Origin of the sequence: Pseudomonas sp. GOM7 (genome assembly GCF_026723825.1) — a bacterium.
GTDB lineage: Bacteria > Pseudomonadota > Gammaproteobacteria > Pseudomonadales > Pseudomonadaceae > Aquipseudomonas.
The window spans coordinates 1098169-1115226 of sequence record NZ_CP113519.1 but is presented as its reverse complement, the minus strand read 5'-3'; the positions used below and the strand labels follow the sequence as shown (position 1 = coordinate 1115226).

Annotated in this window: 16 protein-coding genes, 1 tRNA gene and 3 pseudogenes; 14 read left to right on the top strand and 6 right to left on the bottom strand. The window is 56.5% G+C overall.

What is annotated here, in order from left to right; all coding sequences use genetic code 11:
• Nucleotides 1-347 precede the first annotated feature (347 nt).
• Both OU800_RS05045 and OU800_RS05040 read left to right on the top strand, forming a co-directional pair.
• Nucleotides 348-3416 carry an ATP-binding protein gene (locus OU800_RS05045; protein ID WP_268181678.1) on the top strand — a complete coding sequence of 1023 codons (3069 nt, stop codon included), beginning with the start codon at nt 348-350 and terminating at the stop codon, nt 3414-3416.
• Nucleotides 3409-5073, top strand: coding sequence for a response regulator receiver domain (locus OU800_RS05040; protein ID WP_268181676.1), 1665 nt, complete (start codon nt 3409-3411; stop codon nt 5071-5073). The genes OU800_RS05045 and OU800_RS05040 overlap by 8 nt, the downstream gene beginning before the upstream one ends.
• Before the next feature lie 145 nt (nt 5074-5218).
• On the opposite strand, the gene OU800_RS05035 is transcribed toward OU800_RS05040, so the two are convergent.
• Nucleotides 5219-5593 carry a transposase gene (locus OU800_RS05035; RefSeq protein ID WP_268181674.1) on the bottom strand — a complete coding sequence of 125 codons (375 nt, stop codon included), beginning with the start codon at nt 5591-5593 and terminating at the stop codon, nt 5219-5221.
• 467 nt (nt 5594-6060) lie between these two features.
• Between OU800_RS05035 and OU800_RS05030 the strand changes: the two genes are divergently transcribed.
• From OU800_RS05030 to OU800_RS05005, 7 genes and pseudogenes are all read left to right on the top strand, one after another.
• Nucleotides 6061-6561 carry a BRO-N domain-containing protein gene (locus OU800_RS05030; RefSeq protein ID WP_268181672.1) on the top strand — a complete coding sequence of 167 codons (501 nt, stop codon included), beginning with the start codon at nt 6061-6063 and terminating at the stop codon, nt 6559-6561.
• Between the two features lie 106 nt (nt 6562-6667).
• Nucleotides 6668-6952, top strand: a pseudogene (locus tag OU800_RS05025) (HigA family addiction module antitoxin); the annotation flags it as partial.
• Between the two features lie 570 nt (nt 6953-7522).
• Nucleotides 7523-8737 (top strand): annotated as a pseudogene (locus OU800_RS24200) (PDC sensor domain-containing protein); the annotation flags it as partial.
• Between the two features lie 42 nt (nt 8738-8779).
• Nucleotides 8780-9685: a methyl-accepting chemotaxis protein gene (locus tag OU800_RS24195; protein WP_442964761.1), complete on the top strand. Its 906-nt coding sequence runs from the start codon at nt 8780-8782 to the stop codon at nt 9683-9685.
• Between the two features lie 165 nt (nt 9686-9850).
• A pseudogene (locus OU800_RS05015) lies at nt 9851-10154 on the top strand (type II toxin-antitoxin system HigB family toxin).
• Nucleotides 10154-10513, top strand: a complete 360-nt coding sequence (locus OU800_RS05010; RefSeq protein WP_268181669.1) for a helix-turn-helix domain-containing protein — start codon at nt 10154-10156, stop codon at nt 10511-10513. Before OU800_RS05015 ends, OU800_RS05010 begins: the two are co-directional and overlap by 1 nt.
• A gap of 53 nt (nt 10514-10566) precedes the next feature.
• The gene (locus OU800_RS05005) at nt 10567-10692 is read left to right on the top strand and encodes a YhfG family protein (protein ID WP_330221404.1); all 126 of its coding nucleotides are present in this window, start codon (nt 10567-10569) and stop codon (nt 10690-10692) included.
• A 60-nt stretch (nt 10693-10752) separates the two neighbouring features.
• On the opposite strand, the gene OU800_RS05000 is transcribed toward OU800_RS05005, so the two are convergent.
• Nucleotides 10753-10829 (bottom strand) — tRNA-Met (locus tag OU800_RS05000).
• Between the two features lie 220 nt (nt 10830-11049).
• Here OU800_RS05000 and OU800_RS04995 point away from each other — a divergent pair.
• A complete protein-coding gene (locus OU800_RS04995; protein WP_268184456.1) occupies nt 11050-11259 on the top strand; it encodes a hypothetical protein in 210 nt (69 codons plus the stop codon).
• A gap of 5 nt (nt 11260-11264) precedes the next feature.
• Here OU800_RS04995 and OU800_RS04990 read toward each other — a convergent pair whose 3' ends face one another.
• Nucleotides 11265-11618: an excalibur calcium-binding domain-containing protein gene (locus OU800_RS04990; protein ID WP_268181667.1), complete on the bottom strand. Its 354-nt coding sequence runs from the start codon at nt 11616-11618 to the stop codon at nt 11265-11267.
• A 138-nt stretch (nt 11619-11756) separates the two neighbouring features.
• On the opposite strand from OU800_RS04990, the gene OU800_RS04985 reads away from it, so the two are divergent.
• Together OU800_RS04985 and OU800_RS04980 are read left to right on the top strand one after the other, a co-directional pair.
• The gene (locus tag OU800_RS04985) at nt 11757-11930 is read left to right on the top strand and encodes a hypothetical protein (protein ID WP_268181666.1); all 174 of its coding nucleotides are present in this window, start codon (nt 11757-11759) and stop codon (nt 11928-11930) included.
• 10 nt (nt 11931-11940) lie between these two features.
• Nucleotides 11941-12387 carry a hypothetical protein gene (locus tag OU800_RS04980; RefSeq protein ID WP_268181665.1) on the top strand — a complete coding sequence of 149 codons (447 nt, stop codon included), beginning with the start codon at nt 11941-11943 and terminating at the stop codon, nt 12385-12387.
• A 77-nt stretch (nt 12388-12464) separates the two neighbouring features.
• Here the strand turns inward: OU800_RS04980 and OU800_RS04975 are convergent, their stop codons facing one another.
• From OU800_RS04975 to OU800_RS04965, 3 genes are all read right to left on the bottom strand, one after another.
• A complete protein-coding gene (locus OU800_RS04975) occupies nt 12465-13379 on the bottom strand; it encodes a DMT family transporter (RefSeq protein ID WP_268181664.1) in 915 nt (304 codons plus the stop codon).
• 114 nt (nt 13380-13493) lie between these two features.
• On the bottom strand, nt 13494-14201 hold the full coding sequence (sfsA, locus tag OU800_RS04970) for a DNA/RNA nuclease SfsA (RefSeq protein ID WP_268181662.1): 708 nt from the start codon (nt 14199-14201) through the stop codon (nt 13494-13496).
• Nucleotides 14191-15372, bottom strand: a complete 1182-nt coding sequence (locus OU800_RS04965; RefSeq protein ID WP_268181661.1) for a pyridoxal phosphate-dependent aminotransferase — start codon at nt 15370-15372, stop codon at nt 14191-14193. Before OU800_RS04965 ends, sfsA begins: the two co-directional genes overlap by 11 nt.
• A 281-nt stretch (nt 15373-15653) precedes the next feature.
• Between OU800_RS04965 and dksA the strand changes: the two genes are divergently transcribed.
• Together dksA and gluQRS are read left to right on the top strand one after the other, a co-directional pair.
• A complete protein-coding gene (gene dksA, locus OU800_RS04960) occupies nt 15654-16100 on the top strand; it encodes an RNA polymerase-binding protein DksA (RefSeq protein WP_268181659.1) in 447 nt (148 codons plus the stop codon).
• Between the two features lie 59 nt (nt 16101-16159).
• Entirely contained in the window at nt 16160-17047 is an 888-nt protein-coding gene (gluQRS, locus tag OU800_RS04955) for a tRNA glutamyl-Q(34) synthetase GluQRS (RefSeq protein WP_268181657.1), read from the top strand.
• Nucleotides 17048-17058: the final 11 nt, after the last annotated feature.

Sequence of the window (17058 nt, the reverse complement as noted above, 5' to 3'; positions counted from 1 at the left end):
TCACGGTACGATCCCGAAAACTCAGGAGAGCTGGTGGATAGAAAGCTCACTAGCAACCGCATCTGGACTGAGCGGGCAGCCACTCTTGCTGATTGGGGCTGGCGGGGATGTACAGTGGTAATGAACGCACGAAATACTTTACTCCACGACTACAGCTACACAAGGACGGATAAGAAAAACTAAATAGCTGAGTATCTAGGGGTGTGACGTACTTTAGCTGACGGCAGCTAGACAACCTCTATCCAATGTAAAAACCGCTATTTTGATTTCTTCAACCAGCTTTTAATTACTACTTACTTCTATTGTAGTAAAAAATTTGAATATTCAGTACAGGGACGAGTTATATGGTGGATTCAAATCTCAAACCTGGTCTAGGTATCTCTCTAGCTCAAATGCAGGTAAGGGCTAGGGCTGTCGATATGCTGGGGCGCCAGCAGATTGCGGGCGTGCCTTCCGCAATTCACGAGTTATTTAAGAATTCATATGATGCATTTGCTCGTAACGTAGAGGTCGACGTCCTTCGAGAGCAGAGGATGTTTGTCCTTCGTGATAACGGGATTGGAATGACATATGACGACTTCTTGCAGCGGTGGCTTACAGTAGGAACTGAGAGCAAGTTAGGCTCCAAGATAAATACCGCACCATGGCTTGGTGAGCATGGAATGCAAGAGCGGCATGTCCTAGGTGAAAAAGGCATCGGACGACTTGCTATAGCTATTATCGGCCCAGCAGTATTAGTACTAACCCGAGCGAACCGCGCTGATGGATTACATGATTTGGTTGCGGCTCTAGTACACTGGGGACTGTTTGAAATCCCTGGTGTTGGCTTAGATAGAATTGTCGTCCCGGTAAAGACCTTCAACGCTGGCACGCTTCCAGAGAAATCAGACATGGATGGCATGGTGGATGCCATTCTAGATAGCTTAGACAGCCTGCAACCAAATCTTACTGGGGAAGCCAGATCAAAGATAGAGGCTGATCTTTCTTTAATGCGATTTTCTCCCAAAGATGTATATGCAGGCTTGTCCATGGCCGTCCCACCCGAGACAGGGTCTGAAAACCCGAGCGTGGAGAAGGCCGGCTTTGGCACTCACTTCATAATAAGACCATATGATTCCATATTGGATATAGACTTAGAGGATGATGGGCAGCTAGGCGACAAAAGGCCCTCCAAGCTGCAAACCCTGCTAGTCGGCTTTGCTAATACTATTTTTCCTGACCTTGGTGTTCCACCAATTAAAGCATGCTTTAGGGATCATAAGCGTATTGGAGATTTTTCCGACCTAATAGATGAGCGTGCTTTCATCTGCCCTGAAGACTTTGAAATGGCTGACCATCAATTTGATGGACGTTTTGATGAGTATGGAAAATTTACGGGTACTGTAAAAATATTCAACAAGCCAGCAGTCTCTTATACACTAAGCTACCCAGCATCCTCCCCATTACAATGTGGCCCCTTTAGAATTAGGTTTGGTTACTCTCAGGGGTTCTCTCACCAGTCTCTTTTAGAGTCGCACGATCATGAGCGACTAAATGCAAAGCTGGCGAAGCATGGCGGCCTCTATGTATATCGAGATGGCATTAGAATACTGCCATATGGTGAAATTGAGCATGATTTTCTCCGAATAGAACAGCGAAGAAACAAAGCAGCGAAGGATTGGTTTTTCTCTTTCCGCAGAATGCTGGGTGCTATTATCCTCGACAATACCAGCAACCAAGCCTTACGAGAGAAAGCCGGTCGAGAAGGTTTCCAGGAAAATGCTGCATTTCGCCAGTTTAGGGCAGTTTTGGAAAACTTCTTAATGTCTCTTGCTAAGGATTTTTTCAGGAAAGATGCCCCCTTGGGCGATGAATTTAATCGCATGCGAGAGGAAATGGATCGCCAAAATGAGCTATTAAAAAAGCGGGAAAAGCAGGTTTCAAAGAAAAAAGCCAAGCTCCAAGAGTCACTGGATAGTTTCTTTAAAGATGTAGAAGATGGCTTGCCAAAGAGGCGAGCAGAGGCGTTTGAGGAAAAACTGTCCTCTAGACTGAAATCTATTATGGCTTATAGCGATCCAGACCTTATGGGGCGCGAACTACAAAGAGCGGAGCGAGAGCTGAGAGACGGACTAGGAAGTCTCAGAAATGGATCTCGAATAAGTCGCCCTAGAGGCATTGGCTTATCAAAGAGCAGCGAGTCGGACTGGGCAAGATACAGAGTATTACAAGACGAATTAGAAGCATCAATCTATTCTCCTTTAGAGGCTCGCCTGCAAGGCTGCCTAGCCGAAGTTCTCAAAGAGCGCGGAGGCGCAATAAATAGAAGACTACTGCTTCGTGATGGCATAAATAGCAGAAAAGAGGAAATGGAGAAACTGGTTCGCAAGGATCGCGACTCGGCGCGGGAAAGCATGAATCAATCTACTGGCGCACTGCAGCGTGGAATTGATTTGAGCTTGCAACGATTCCGCAATTCTGTTCAAGATGCGATGTCTGATTTTGACCGAACCAATATAGACAAATTTAGTGATCTAGACCTAATTGATTTTCAGTCATCTTTACAGCAGAAAATCGAGTTTGCTGCGACTAAAGAGCGCGATTTTCTTTCTCATATGAGACAGCAGCTAGAGTCTCTAAGTGAAGATGTGAGCGATGGTCTTCTTCCAGATGATTTTAGTGCTGCTTTGGAAGGTCAAAACAATAGCCTTCGGGAAGACTTGAGTGATGCCATGTATTGGGCTCAAATTGGCATGGCTCTTGGCGTGGTTCAGCATGAGTTTGATGCTGTGGCCAGAGGCGTGAAAAAGGACATACGTAATCTTCGACCTTGGGCAGAAAAGACCCCTGCCTTGAGAGGGCTTTTTAATGGACTGCACTCTGGCTTCGCTCACTTGGAAGAATACCTCTCATTGTTCACCCCATTGGATCGGCGAATGTACCGCAGCGAAATGGAACTTAGCGGAGGGGAAATAGCAAATTATATTGAGAATGTATTTTCTGATCGTTTTGACAGGCATTCAATAAAGTACGAAGCCACCTCAAGCTTATTATCCAGCGTGATACTGGCCTATCCATCAACAATATATCCTGTACTAATCAATATTGTTGATAATGCCTGCTACTGGGTTTCCAAGCGCCCAGAGGGTTCTCGCTGGATCAAGCTCGGTAGAAATTCAGATGGAATATGGATTCAGAATAGTGGCGCGGGAATTGAATGGCGCTACGCAGAGCAAATTTTCGAGTTTGGCTTTAGCGAGAAACAAGATGGTCGTGGAATGGGACTTGCGATATCTCGCAAGTCTTTGAGAAGGGACGGATTAGATATTCAGCTCTTGAATCCCGGAAAGGAAAATGAACCGAGGTTTCTCGTGAAGGTTAACTTTGTAGTTGAAGAAGGTTCTCTTTTTGATCAAGAGGTGCTTACGGATGAGTAATGTTGTACTAGCTGCCCTTGTGGATGCAGAGCAAGATCTACTGCGAGATCACTACAAGAAGTGCGTCCAGCAGTTCCTTAGAACAGTTGTTGTCTTTGATGACCGTGCGTATAGATCAGTCTCACCTCAAGATACTACAACCATTGAGGTTGAGCCTATCAACCCACTCGCCTCCATAGGCTCAGCCCGCCCCCTTGTTTCGGGTGAAGAAGCGGCTAAAGCTGAAGAACTTGTTGAGCTTGTTGAAGATGAGGCGCATGAGCTGGACGGGCCGGCTTTAGTTCGCTTATTTGCCCAAAAGGGGGTGGTCTGCTCAATTGTCGAGCCTCCTGCTAGCCAAGAGATGGGGGCGCTTGTTAATGAAATAAAAACTATTGCACAAGTTGCGGACGTCTTGGTTCTCGACTGGGAGCTTCGCCCAGGAGACCATACTGCCAGCCTCGAGGCCATCTCTCAAATAGTCGAAGGTGATATTTTGAATGGCGGCCGCTTGCGTTTCATTGTCGTATATACGGCCGCAAAGCAAAGATTTGTAAAGAGAGCAATAAAAACAAAACTTAATGAGCATTTCCCCAAACAGACTGTAACATTTGATGGACACCTAATTAGAATTGAGCACGCTTGTATTGTTGTGTTAAATAAACCTTCCCATGCTAATGAGGGGGCGGTTCCGCTAAATGAGCTTCCAGATGCAATTTTAGAGCACCATGCAAGCTTTTCATCCGGGTTGCTGCCTGCGGCTGCAATCTCTGCAATGGGTACGCTCCGTGGGCATACCCATCAGATATTAGGGCAGTTTCATGAGGGGTTAGATGCAGCATTCATCGCGCATCGGGCTCTAATCCCTAAGCCTGATGATGCAGAAATGCACCTATTAGAGTTGGTAGCAGATAGCCTTTATCACCTCATGTTATCCGAAGGAGTACGTAACCACCTTTCTCATCAACTCTGTATTTCTCGTCTAGAAACCTTGCAGAGCAATCATGGATTTTCAGAGGATCAGATGCGACTGGTTGCTCAGTGCGTGAGTTCGTATGGCCCAGATAAAGTTAGAATAATTCGAGAAGTACTGGGGCTTACAGATGAAGAAAGGAATCCAGAAAAGCGCTTTATAGCAAAACTCTACGGACACGCAGGAGAGGCAGAGGCCCGGCGAAAAGAAATGGCTTTCTTGCATGATTTTACCCGGACGCATCTACATAAAAAAATTAATGATAATCCCCCAAGACTGACCATGGGAGCTATTGTTGCTATTTGTCGCGGGCAGAACTTCGACTATCAAATGTGCATTCAGCCGAGATGTGATAGCGTTCGCATTGACCAGCCCCGAGCCTTCCCTTTCGCCAGCCTCGAACGCTCTGATCAACCTAATATTCATTTATATTGGGCATCGGATTATAGAGCAGTCGCTTCTAGCGAAAAGCTATTTGATATAAAAATTCGTGAATTCGGAACTTGGGGTGAGCCAGCACCTGCAATATATGCGCAACTAGATGAGGAAGCCGGCAAGTGGTACTTTGAAGATAATACCGGTTTAAGACTTTACTGGGTAGGTGATCTTAGAAAAGACAAGGCCCAGCGATTGGCAAGCAAAATTGCAAGTCGGCTACACATGCCGGGAATCAATGAGTACGAACCTACTCGACGACCTGACTAAACATAAACCCCCAATAGGGCACCTCTAAAAACCCGATTCTGACCTAAGCACAAGGCGTGAAGAGGTGCCCAGCACAAAGGATATGCGGTCAGTACCTATCGCAATGGGGGTAATGCAGGCCGGATAAACCGGCCTGCTGTCATCTTCACGCCATCTCCAGCAGGCTCGACATCCTTTTCAGGTTGTACACCGCTGATTTGATCGTCAGACCAAACTGCGCGCGTGCCAAACCGATGCTGCGGATCGTCTTACCGCCCATCTGTGCCAGACGGGCAAATATATGTTCAACCCGAGCGCGTGGGCTGGCGATACGCTTGTTGCGTGCCTTGTCCCGCTCGCCGATGGGCTTGCCCGCTTGGCCCCTACGCTGAATATGTGGGCGCCATCTATTGAGCTTGAGCCAGTGCTCGCGTGGCTTGTCGTGATGGAAAAAGGGGACAGATTTATTTTCTGTCCCACCCTTCGTTTGAGCCGCTCTGGTTCCGGTTGTCTTCGTCGTAATCAGGGCTGGTCTGGCCATGTTCCGGCATCGCTTCGCCAGTAAGCAACCACCACCGATAGCTAGGAAATACTCGCCCGAGAATCTCGATCTCGTTCGCGCCGATGCGAGCCTTGCCTCTCTTTATGTTCTGCCAGCGTACGTAGGCAGTGCTTCCCGCTTCAGCCAGGGCCTTGATGCTGGCAATTTCCAGCAATCTAAGGCCTCTATCGGTAATCCCTTCGCTCATTAGAAAAAACCATAAATGTTCTATGTACATCCGACGAGATGAATGTATTATGTACACATGCATCTAGTGCGCTTGAGTGCACCTCTATTGGTGCGCCCGATTATAGGTGCAATCACATGGAGGATGCCTGTTCTGGTGTGCGCCCAGTCTGTAGCGGGTTTCCGCAACGCAACACTCGGCAAAAGTGCATAGCAGCTCAGCATCTGACATGGCACTCATCAGCCAAGACGCGCGCCTGCCTGAACCCACGGAGGCCTTTATGGAAGAAAGCTATGTCCCCTTGCTGCTGATGCGCCACAACCGCCCGCTGCGTGGCGTGATGATCGACCGCCAGCCCTGGGTCTGCGCCAAGGAATTCGGCCTGTTGATGGGGCATCGCCACCCGGAGCGAATCTGCCGGCTGATGGATGACGACCAGGTACGCACGGTGATCTTCCGCACTCACCAGGGCGATACGGAACCTGTGCAGGTGCTCAGCGAATCCGCGCTTTATCGTGCCCTGTGCCGTTTCAGCCATCCCGAGAATCGTAGTCTGCGCCGCTGGCTCACTCATGAGGCGCTGCCCGCCCTGCGCGACGCCTGGGAGCATCGCGCGCAGGAACCAAAACGCACGCTGATGGCCTGGGATCGCCAGCGCATTAGCCTGCTGGAATGGCAAGGCGACCTATGGATCGCCCTGCGCGATATACCGCGCTTCGCCCCACCGCCCGCCCCCGGTGAGCGCTCGCTGCGCGCCCTGCTCCAGCGCTGGTGGCGCTGATGGCCAACTCGCCAGGTGCGGCAATCCATGACAGGTAAAAAGCACTGGCCTCAGTCGGTGCTTGCCACGCATGATCGATTTAACGCTTAACGTTAAGGATTAACGCATGCGCCCCGTTCACCCTGGCGAAGTGCTACGCGAAAAGTTTCTTGAGCCGCTAGGCATGACCCCAGCCGCACTGGCTCGCGCTCTGCATGTGTCGGCACCAACCATCAATGACATCGTGCGGAAGCGTCGTGGCATTACCGCTGATACGGCTATTCGGCTAGGCCGCTACTTCGACACCTCAGCTCAATTCTGGATGAACCTGCAGACCGAGTACGCGTTAGCGGTTACCTATGCAGAGGCAGGCGAAGAAATTGAGCATGAGGTTCATGCCTTTGCGTGCTGTCGGTTAAGTAAAAAGGCAAACCTTTCCAGCACAAAAGACTGCGCAAGCGGTTTGAACTCGGCAGTTCAAGCCCTGCCAGCCCACTAAAACTAAATACTTCTCACAGACCTTACCCTTCAGTTTTTCTCATCAACGCCCTGCTGCGACCAAAGTTGTTCTTCTTTAGATCGAAAGTCTTATCTTTCAGTACTACCCCCTCCCTTAACCTAATGGCACTTTGACCTACGTCAATCTCAGATAGCCCTTGCATGCTATGAATTAATACAAGACCTCCATGATTGAATCTGAGGTCACCTGTACTCGCTATTGATTCTGTTTTTGGGAGCAACAATAAAGAACGCGTCCACGGGCAGTGCTTTGTCTGTACCCATCGCTGACCTTGTTATGGCAGTCGCTCAGGCGCTGTCAAAATAAGCAGCGTTGATCTTCGGATAACTTATTGCAGCCATCGTGAGGATTATCCGTCCTTGACGCAGGGTAACCGTGGACATCTTTTGGGATGTGGAAGTTTTATGCAAAGGAGCCGAATGCCGCCATCTTTTATGCAGGCTTAGAAAGTCCGAGGCTATTATGAAATTCAAATCGCTACAGGTACGTATATGTGCCACCGCCGGTGTGTGCCTGTTCCTCTCATCCGCCAGTCTGGTTGGGTATGGTCTCGTGAGTGGGCGAGCCAATGAGGCTTATGTCTCGGAAGAAGTTTCCAAGCTGATCGAGAAATCGACGTTCAGAGAACTCCAGAACCTCGCCGAATCCCGCGCCAACGCCATTCAAGCCAAGTTGCAGAACGCGCTGGATGCGGCGCGCACCATGGGCAATACCTTTGCTGCCAGCAAGTCAGCGCAAAGCCCGCTGGCGATGGGTCGCGAGCAGATCAATACGGTACTGCTCAGCGTTCTGAAAGATAACCCGGAATTCAACGGCACTTATTCCTGCTGGGAGCCGGATGCGCTGGATGGTATGGATCAGGCGTTCCGCAATGATCGGGACGGTAACAACCCGGTAACCGGGCGCTTTACGCCGTACTGGACGCGTAGCGCCGATGGCAAGATCGCGGTGCAGCCGCTGGTGGAATATGACTCGGCGGACAAGCACCCCAACGGCGTGCTGAAAGGTGGCTGGTACAGCGGCCCGCGTGACACCGGCAAGGAAAGCGTGCTGGATCCGCTGCCCTACGTGGTGCAAGGCAAGAATGTCTGGCTGACCACCCTGTCGGTGCCCATTGTCGCCGATGGCAAGTTCCATGGCGTGGTAGGGGCGGACTTCGACATTGCCTTTATCCAGAAGCTCAGCGAGCAGATGTCCGCCGAGCTTTACGGTGGCAAAGGCAGTGTGTCGATTCTCAGCCATCAAGGCCTGATCGTGGCCGACAGCCAACGCAGCGATCTGATCGGGCAAGCCCTCAAGACCTTGCTGCCCGAGTCCTGGGACAAGGTATTGAAGAACATCCAGGCGGGTAATGCAGAAAGCCTGCTCAACCCGGCCAGCGAAAACTTCGAGGTGCAGGTGCCGATTCAGCTAGGCCGCACCGGCAAGCCCTGGGCCTTGTTGATTCGCTTGCCCAAAGCAGTGGTCATGAGCCAGGCCATTGCCCTGGAGCAGGAACTGCAGGCACGCAGTATCGACAACAGCATCTGGCAGATCGTCGTGGGCCTGGGCATTTCCCTGCTGGCTCTGGTCGCGCTGTGGCTGACAGCCGCCAGAATCGTCGGGCCGATCCGCGAGGCGGCGGTACTGGCAGGCAATATCAGCCTGGGTGACTTCTCTCAGCGCCTGGTGCAGAAGACCGAGGATGAAGTGGGGCAACTCGCCTATGCCCTCAACGATATGTCGGACAGCCTGCAACGGCAGGTGCGGGTCGCCGAGCGCATCTCCGAAGGGGATCTGGATCTGCAGGTGCAACTGTCCTCGCCCAAGGACACCCTGGGTATGTCCCTGGAGAAGATGGTCGCCAACTTGAATGGCCTGATTTCCGAGGTGCAGCGCAGTGCGACGCAGATCGCCGGTAGCTCCGCTCAGGTCAGCGAGCTGAGCCAGTCGTTGTCCGACGGTGCCTCCAACTCGGCTTCATCGATTACCGAGATCAGCGCGGTGATGACGCAAATGGCCGCGCAGACCACCGAAAATGCCGGCAATGCCAAGAAAGCCGATGATCAATCACAGCTCTCATGTGCCGATGCCGGTGAAAGCGACAAGCTGATGAGCGAGCTGATCGACGCCATGACGGAAATCGACAAGTCGGGCAAGGACATCACGGCGATCATCACCACCATCGACAACATTGCGGCCCAGACCAACCTGCTGGCACTCAATGCCGCCATCGAGGCAGCCCGCGCTGGTGAACTGGGCCGTGGTTTTGCCGTGGTCGCCGACGAGGTTCGCAGCCTGGCTGCACGCAGCGCCGAAGCCGCGCAGCAGACCTCGGCCTTGATTGCCGATTCCTCGGTCAAGACCCAGCGCGGCATGGTCATCGCCGGCCGCACCGCCGAGTCGCTCAGGGGCATCGTCACCGGCACCACGGCGGTCTCCAGCCTGGTTTCGCAGATCTACCAGGCCTCCAGCGAGCAGGCCTCGGGGCTGCAGCAGGCGAGTGTCGGGCTCGAGCAAATCGACGAAGTGACGCAGAAGAACCAGTCCAACTCACAAGCCTGTGCGGTCGCGGCGAAAGAGTTGTCTGAACGCGCCTCCGTGCTGCAACGTGAACTGAGCCGGTTCAAGATCAAGAGGGCGTAACAGGAGCGACGAACACAAGGGGGCGATGGTAGAGGCAGTGCGGCAAATGTTGCGTGAAGCGCTCATGAATCAGTCGCCCCCTGCCCCGCCCCTTATCACTGGCGTCACCGAGCCTTGCCCTTACGGTTCGGACAACCTAGAATCTCCCAAAATGGGAGAAATCCAGTGCATGTTATTTCGAGAGGGACGCTCAGAACATTCTGGGAGAGCAGCCCTGCTTATGCCGATGCTCAGTTACCCATGGTGGAGTGGTACAGGCATATGGAGAAGGCGACATACCTTACACCACAGGAGCTGAAGGCCGAGTTGCGCACAGCCAGCATTCTCAAGGGAGGTCGAGTGGTGTTCAACATCGCGGGAAACAAGTACCGGATAATTCTTGCCATCGACTATCAACGACAATTGGCCAAGGTGCGCTTCGTTGGCACTCATGCCCAATACGACCAAAATTGACGCGGAGACTGTGTGATGAACATCAAGCCCATTCGCACCGAGCAGGACTACGTGGCCGCGATGGCGCGCATTGACGAGCTGTGGGGCGCAGAAATTGGTACGCCTGAAGGTGATGAGCTCGAAGTGCTGGCTCTGCTTGTGGGTAAATACGAAGACGAGCACGCTCCCATGCCACCATCCGACCCTATCGAAGCCATCAAATTTCGCATGGATCAGCAAGGCCTGACGCCGCGCGACCTTGAGCCATTCATTGGCTCCAGTGGCCGGGTTTCCGAAGTGCTGAACCGCAAGCGAAAATTGAGCCTGGCGATGATCAGACGCCTGCATGACGGCCTACGTATCCCCTATGAAAGTTTGCTGGCGGACGTGGCCTGACGGCTAGGGGGGAAGGGCTTTTATCAGATCTTTCACAAGCCTACTTCGCCAGGGTGCGTCGTTCCAACTACATCGCCAGTCTGCACTTGGCGGGTTTTCAGGTCACGCCTACCGATGCGGAACGCCCATTACCTTCACACGAAGCGATATTCAGCCAGCTTCGCTCTAAGTGCGGCTGAAAGAGACAAAAAGCGGAGCAAATAAAAAGGGGCTAGCTTGCGCTAACCCCTTGAAATTTATGGTGGCTACACCGGGACTTGAACCTGGGACATCAGCATTATGAATGCTGCGCTCTAACCGACTGAGCTATGTAGCCAACGGCGCGCATTGTCCGCGCCTCGCCCACCGCTGTCAACCCCAGATCATCGATAAATTTACGTTTTATCAAGCGGTTAGGTCGTGGCATCTGGATAGGGGACATCGGCCCCGTGCCAGACGATTTTCGGCCTGTCGCGACGCTTGTGTGGCGCTCGGGCCATGCCAGAAAATAGCGCCCCGCCCTACCCCATTCGGGCCGTTCGGCCCTGGAGCCTACCTTGAGAGACAGAGACGATTTCGACGATCTGCGCGCCGAGCGCGATATGCCGATGCGCCACCGACATGAGGCGAACCGCTTCGCCGGGCTGTGGAAGCAGATCGCGCTGGGGATCGTGGTCGGTTATGGCGTGCTGGGGGTCATCAGTGCGGTTGCCTGGCTGGTCATCTCCCGTATCGCGCTCGGCGGCCTGGCCATCACGCTGCACTGAGTCTCTCACCGGCACCATTGCCGCTCACAAGGCACGCCGTCGTTATTGCCATCCATTGCCGTGCCCGGGCAGTTACGCAGGAAAAAGGTGGCTTCAGCGCATGACGTCATCTGCGAACAGTGCGTGCGGCCATCGCAGCGGTAGCGGCTGCCGGTGGTTTGTGCCGCCGGTTGGCCGAGAGTGGATGAAGTGCTGCGGCCTTCAGGTGAGAAAGTAGATGATGTGGGCTGAGTGATGATGGGTTCGCTCATCTGTGAGCCATCACTGGCGATATTGCTGATCAACGGGTTTCCCGGTTTGCTCAGGTAGAACTGCCAAAAGGCGCCGCCAAGCAGAAGGATGATTAGCCACTTCTTCATGAGACATTCCGTTGCACGTGAAAGATGTTCGGCAGTATCAAGGAGCAATCAAGCAAAGACCAGAGTTGCGCACTGGCGCACTTGTCATCCCTTGCTGGCCTCTGCATCCTCGTCCATCGTTTATTCGAGTGCCCAGTCATGACGCCCATCCAGCATATCGGCCTGGCCCTGTTCGTGTTGTTGTCCGTCGGCCTCGCTATCGGTCATAAGACGGAGTGCGCCGATGGCCGCGTGGTAGAAACCTACCTGGCCAAGAGGCTGGCCTCGCAATTGCTTGGCCATGACCTGTGCCAACAACCTCCCCCTCATTAAGGAAGATGCAATGAAGAAGCTCGCTCTGTTCGCCAGCGTCACCCTGCTCTCGGCCTGTGCGGGCCTGGGTACGCAGCCGCCCATGCCGATCAGTTCGCCAGCGGTGCAGGCCTTTCGCGATATCTGCCTGAAAACCGCACCAAGCTTCGCCGAGGCGCACAGCGTGGCGCGCCAGCATGGGATCGAGGATCTGACCGACATGGGCTTCGCCACCGTCGGCTTCAATGCCGACAAGAGCCTGGGTTTGCAGGTGAAAGCCAGCCACGAGTGCGTGATCACCACCGACAGCCAGCAGGACGACAGCCTGACCCGGCAACTGCTCAGCGCCGCTGCCGAAAGCGCCGGCACCGAGGTACCACGCCGCGTGCCGGCGAAGCTGATGATCGCTGGCCAGCCGTTCATCATCATGCACGACCGCGAGGGCGGCGAAGCCTTCGTGATGCTCAGGCCGGAGTGATAGCCGTAGGGTGGATGACGCTTTTTTCATCCACCCTACGCCAGGTGGATCGATGAAGCGTGATGCACCCTACTCGGTTACACGCTCCTGCGCGGGCGGGTCGCCAGCAGCAGGCCACCGAAGATCATCGCCGCGCCGATCCAGTGATAAGCCTGCAGGCTCTCGCCCAGCAGCACCCAGCCCAACAGCGCGGTGAATACCGGCATCAGATAATTAGTCAGCGCCGCCTTGGCCGCGCCCACCACCTTGATGCCATGGTTCCAGCCCAGGTAGGCCACCAGCGAGGCGAATACGGCGGTGTAGGCGATGGCCGAAAGGTTGGCGACGTTCAGCGCCAGGTGTGCGCCCTGGCTCAGTTCATAAAGGTACAGCGGCAAGATCAGCGGCACGCCGAGCAGGATGAACACGCCCAGCAGCGCCAGCGGTGGAATGGGTTGCAGATAGGCCGACCAGCGCCGCAACAACAGCGAGTAGAGCGACCAGTCCACCACCGCCAGCAGCATGATCATGTCGCCCTGGTTGAACGACAGGCCCGCCAGGCGGCTCCACTGGCCCTGGCCGATCAGCACCGCCAGGCCCATTACGGCCACGGCCATGCCCCACCAGGCACGGCGCGCCGGCCACTCGCCGAGCAGCAGCCCGGCGCCAATGAAGGTCACCAGTGGCAGGCAGGTGTTGACCAGGGAGATGTTGATGGCCGCCGTGGTCTGCGCCGCGCTGTAGAGCAAGGTGTTGTAGCCGGTGATGCCCAGGGCACCGAGCACCAGCAGGCGCCAACCGGCATGGCGCAACGCGGCGCGGTGGCGCCATAGCGGCAAGGCAACGAAGGGCAGCAGCAGCGCCAAGGCCAGGCACCAGCGCCAGAACGACAGGGTGAAGGGCGTGATCTCACCGGCGAAGGCGCGCGCCACCAGGGCATTGCCGGACCAGCACAGGTTGGCCAGTATCAGGCCGCCGAAGGCCAGTGGGCGGGAATGATTGAGGGCAGTCATAGGTCGGCAACAAGACGCGCGTCTGGGCAGAGCGGCGCATTCATTAGGTGGCTTCCGAATCAGGCGATTTTGCACCATACGGAGGCATGCCGGGCTTGGCAAGGCAGCGGATGGTCAGAGCTGTACGTCCAGCCGCCGCACCAGGGCGATGCCCTCAGGGCTGAGTTCGGCGCCGTAGGCCAGCACCTGCACTCCGGCGGCCTTGGCCTCGCGCAGGCCGGCGGCGTAGGCCGGGTCGATCTCCTCGGCGGCGCGCACGGCGCGGATGCCGGAGAGGTTCACGCAATACAGTTGCACGGCGCGCACCCCGACCCGCGCCAGCGCCGCCAGTTCGCGCAGGTGCTTGGCACCACGCAGGGTCACGGCATCGGGGAAGGCGGCAATGTCGCTGCCGTCGAAGCCCAGGGTGACGCTCTTCACCTCCACGAAGACGGCCCCCTCGGCGTAGTCCAGGCGAAAGTCGGCACGACTGTTCTCCACGCCATAGGGCACTTCACGCTTGAGCGCGGTGAAACCGGCCAGCTCGCTGATCAGCCCGGCGCGCAACGCTTCTTCCACCAGGGCGTTGGCCCGCGCGGTGTTGATGCAGGCCAGGCGCCCTTGCGGGGTTTCGCTGATCTCCCAACTGCCCGGCAGCTTGCGCTTGGGGTCGTTGCTGCGGCTGAACCACACCCGACAACCTTCGCTCATGCAGTTGAGCATCGAGCCGGTGTTGGCGCAGTGAATGGTCATCTGCTCGCCGCTGGCCGTCTCGATATCGGCGAGAAAGCGCTTGTAGCGGCGCAGCAGGCGCCCTTCTTCCAGCGGCGGATCAAAGCGCATCGGGCTGCCAGCTTTTCAGGCCACGGGCGATACGTTCGACGGCCTGCTGCAGGCGCTCGATGTTCTGCGTGTAGGCGAAGCGTACGTGGTGCCCGGCCTGGTAACGACCAAAATCCAGGCCCGGGGTGAAGGCGACGTGCTCGGTTTCGATGAAGTGGCGGCAGAAGGCGAAGGCGTCGCCGCCAAAGGCGCTGATGTCGGCATATAAATAGAAGGCGCCTTCCGGCTCCACGGCGATGCCGAAGCCAAGCTCACGCAGTGCCGGCAGCAGGTAGTCGCGGCGGCGCTGGAATTCGTGGCGGCGCTCTTCGAGGATGGCCAGGGTATCCGGCTCAAAGCAGGCCAACGCGGCGTGCTGGGCCATGCTCGGTGCGCTGATGTAGAGGTTCTGCGCCAGCTTCTCCAGCTCAGGCACCGCCGCCTCGGGCGCCACCAGCCAGCCCAGGCGCCAGCCGGTCATGCCGAAATATTTGGAGAAACTATTGAGCACGAAGGCCTCGTCGTCGACTTCCAGCACGCTGGGCGCATCGCAGCCATAGGTCAGGCCGTGGTAGATCTCGTCCACCACCAGATGGCCGCCGCGCTGCTTGAGGCAGGTGGATAACGCCGCCAGCTCGTCCTTGTGCAGCAAGGTGCCGGTGGGGTTGGCCGGCGAGGCCACCAGGGCGCCGACGCTGCTGGTATCCCAGTGGCGCTGCACCAGTTGCGGGGTGAGCTGGTAACGCACATCGGGGCCGACCGGCACCAGTTGCGCGGCGCCTTCGACCAGGCGCAGGAAGTGGCGATTGCAGGGGTAACCGGGATCGGCCAGCAGCCAGTGCTTGCCCGGATCCACCAGCAGGCTGGCGGCCAGCAGCAGCGCTCCGGAGCCGCCTGGCGTCACCAGAATGCGTTGTGGGTCTATGCTCAACCGATAACGCTCGGCGTAGAAGCCGGCGATGGCCTCGCGCAGTTGCGGCAAGCCACGCGCAGCGGTGTAGCGCGTGTGCCCGGCGGCCAGGGCGGCCTGGCCGGCGCGGATGATGGGCTCGGCGGTGGTGAAATCCGGCTCGCCGATCTCCAGGTGAATGACGTCATGCCCGGCAGCCTGCAACTCGTTGGCGCGCGCCAGCAAGGCCATCACGTGGAAGGGTTCGATGGCGCGACTGCGCGCGCTGTAGAGCTGGGCCATGGGTCTGTCTTCAAGATTGCGAGCGGCGGATTCTAGCAGGGCGTGCAGGCCGGGCGGCAAGCGCAACGACTGCACCTTTCAACCCCGCCGAAGCCTGCCGTTACGCCTGCAGCGCGTGCCCATGCAGCTTTCGTTCACAACCCGCCACCGCATGGACAACCGGGAGTAGCGCGCCCTGATTCGATCTGGTAAGTTCGCCCGCTTGCAGACGCAGGGCTGATATTCGCTTGGCCATGGAACAAACCTGCGTAATGGATTCGAGAGAGTGAGAGGCGTCATCCATGCCGACAAAAGATAAAGCACAAAGCGCCAGCCAGCTGATTCGTGGTTTCGAGCCCTATCAAGAGAAGAAGGGCGAGGAATACATGAGCGACTCGATGCGCGCTCACTTCACCAGCATCCTCAACAAGTGGAAGCTGGAACTGATGCAGGAAGTCGACCGCACCGTGCACCACATGCAGGACGAAGCCGCCAACTTCCCCGATCCGGCCGACCGTGCCAGCCAGGAAGAGGAATTCAGCCTGGAACTGCGCGCCCGTGACCGCGAGCGCAAGCTGATCAAGAAGATCGACGAGACCCTGCAGTTGATCGAAGACAACGACTACGGCTGGTGCGAGTCGTGCGGTGTCGAGATCGGCATTCGCCGTTTGGAAGCCCGCCCCACCGCCACGCTGTGCATCGATTGCAAGACGTTGGCGGAAATCAAGGAAAAACAGATCGGTTCCTGATCTGTCGACGGGGCGCTCAGGCGCCCCGTTGTGTTTCTGGCTTCCGTTACTGACGCGCCATGACGAACACTGCCTATATCGGGCGTTTCGCCCCCACGCCCAGCGGTTATCTGCACTTCGGCTCGCTGGTCGCCGCCCTCGCCTCCTACCTCGATGCCCGCGCCGTCGGTGGCCGCTGGCTGCTGCGCATGGAAGACCTCGACCCGCCAAGGGAAATGCCCGGTGCCCAGGATGCCATCCTGCGTACCCTGGAGACCTATGGCTTCGAGTGGGATGGCACGCTGGTACGCCAGAGCGAGCGCCACGCCGAATACGCTGCGGTGATCGCCCGCCTGTTCGCCCAGGGCCTGGCCTACGCCTGCGTCTGCTCGCGCAAGCAACTGGAAGGTTATGCCGGCATCTACCCCGGTTTCTGCCGCAACGCCTGCCATGCCGATGAGGATGCGGCCATCCGCCTGCGTGTGCCGGAGCTGGAGTATCGCTTCAACGACCGCGTGCAGGGCGAGTTCGGCCAGCATCTGGGGCGCGAGGTGGGGGATTTCGTGATTCGCCGCCGTGATGGCCTGTTCGCCTATCAGCTCGCCGTGGTGCTGGACGATGCCTGGCAGGGGGTGACCGATGTGGTGCGCGGCGCCGACCTGCTCGACTCCACTCCGCGCCAGCTCTATCTGCAGGAGCTGCTCGGCCTGCCGCAACCACGTTACCTGCACGTGCCGCTGATCATCCAGCCGGACGGGCACAAGCTGGGCAAGAGCTACCGCTCCCCGCCCCTGGCCGCTGACGAGGCCGGGCCGCTGCTGCTGCGCGCCCTGCGCGCGCTGGGGCAGCAACCACCGGCCGAACTGCAGGGCGCCGCGCCTGCAGAACTGCTGGCCTGGGGCATCGCTCATTGGGACGCCAGCCGCATCCCGCGCAGCCGCACCCTGGCCGAAGCGCAATTGAGGTAGGGTGCGCTGCG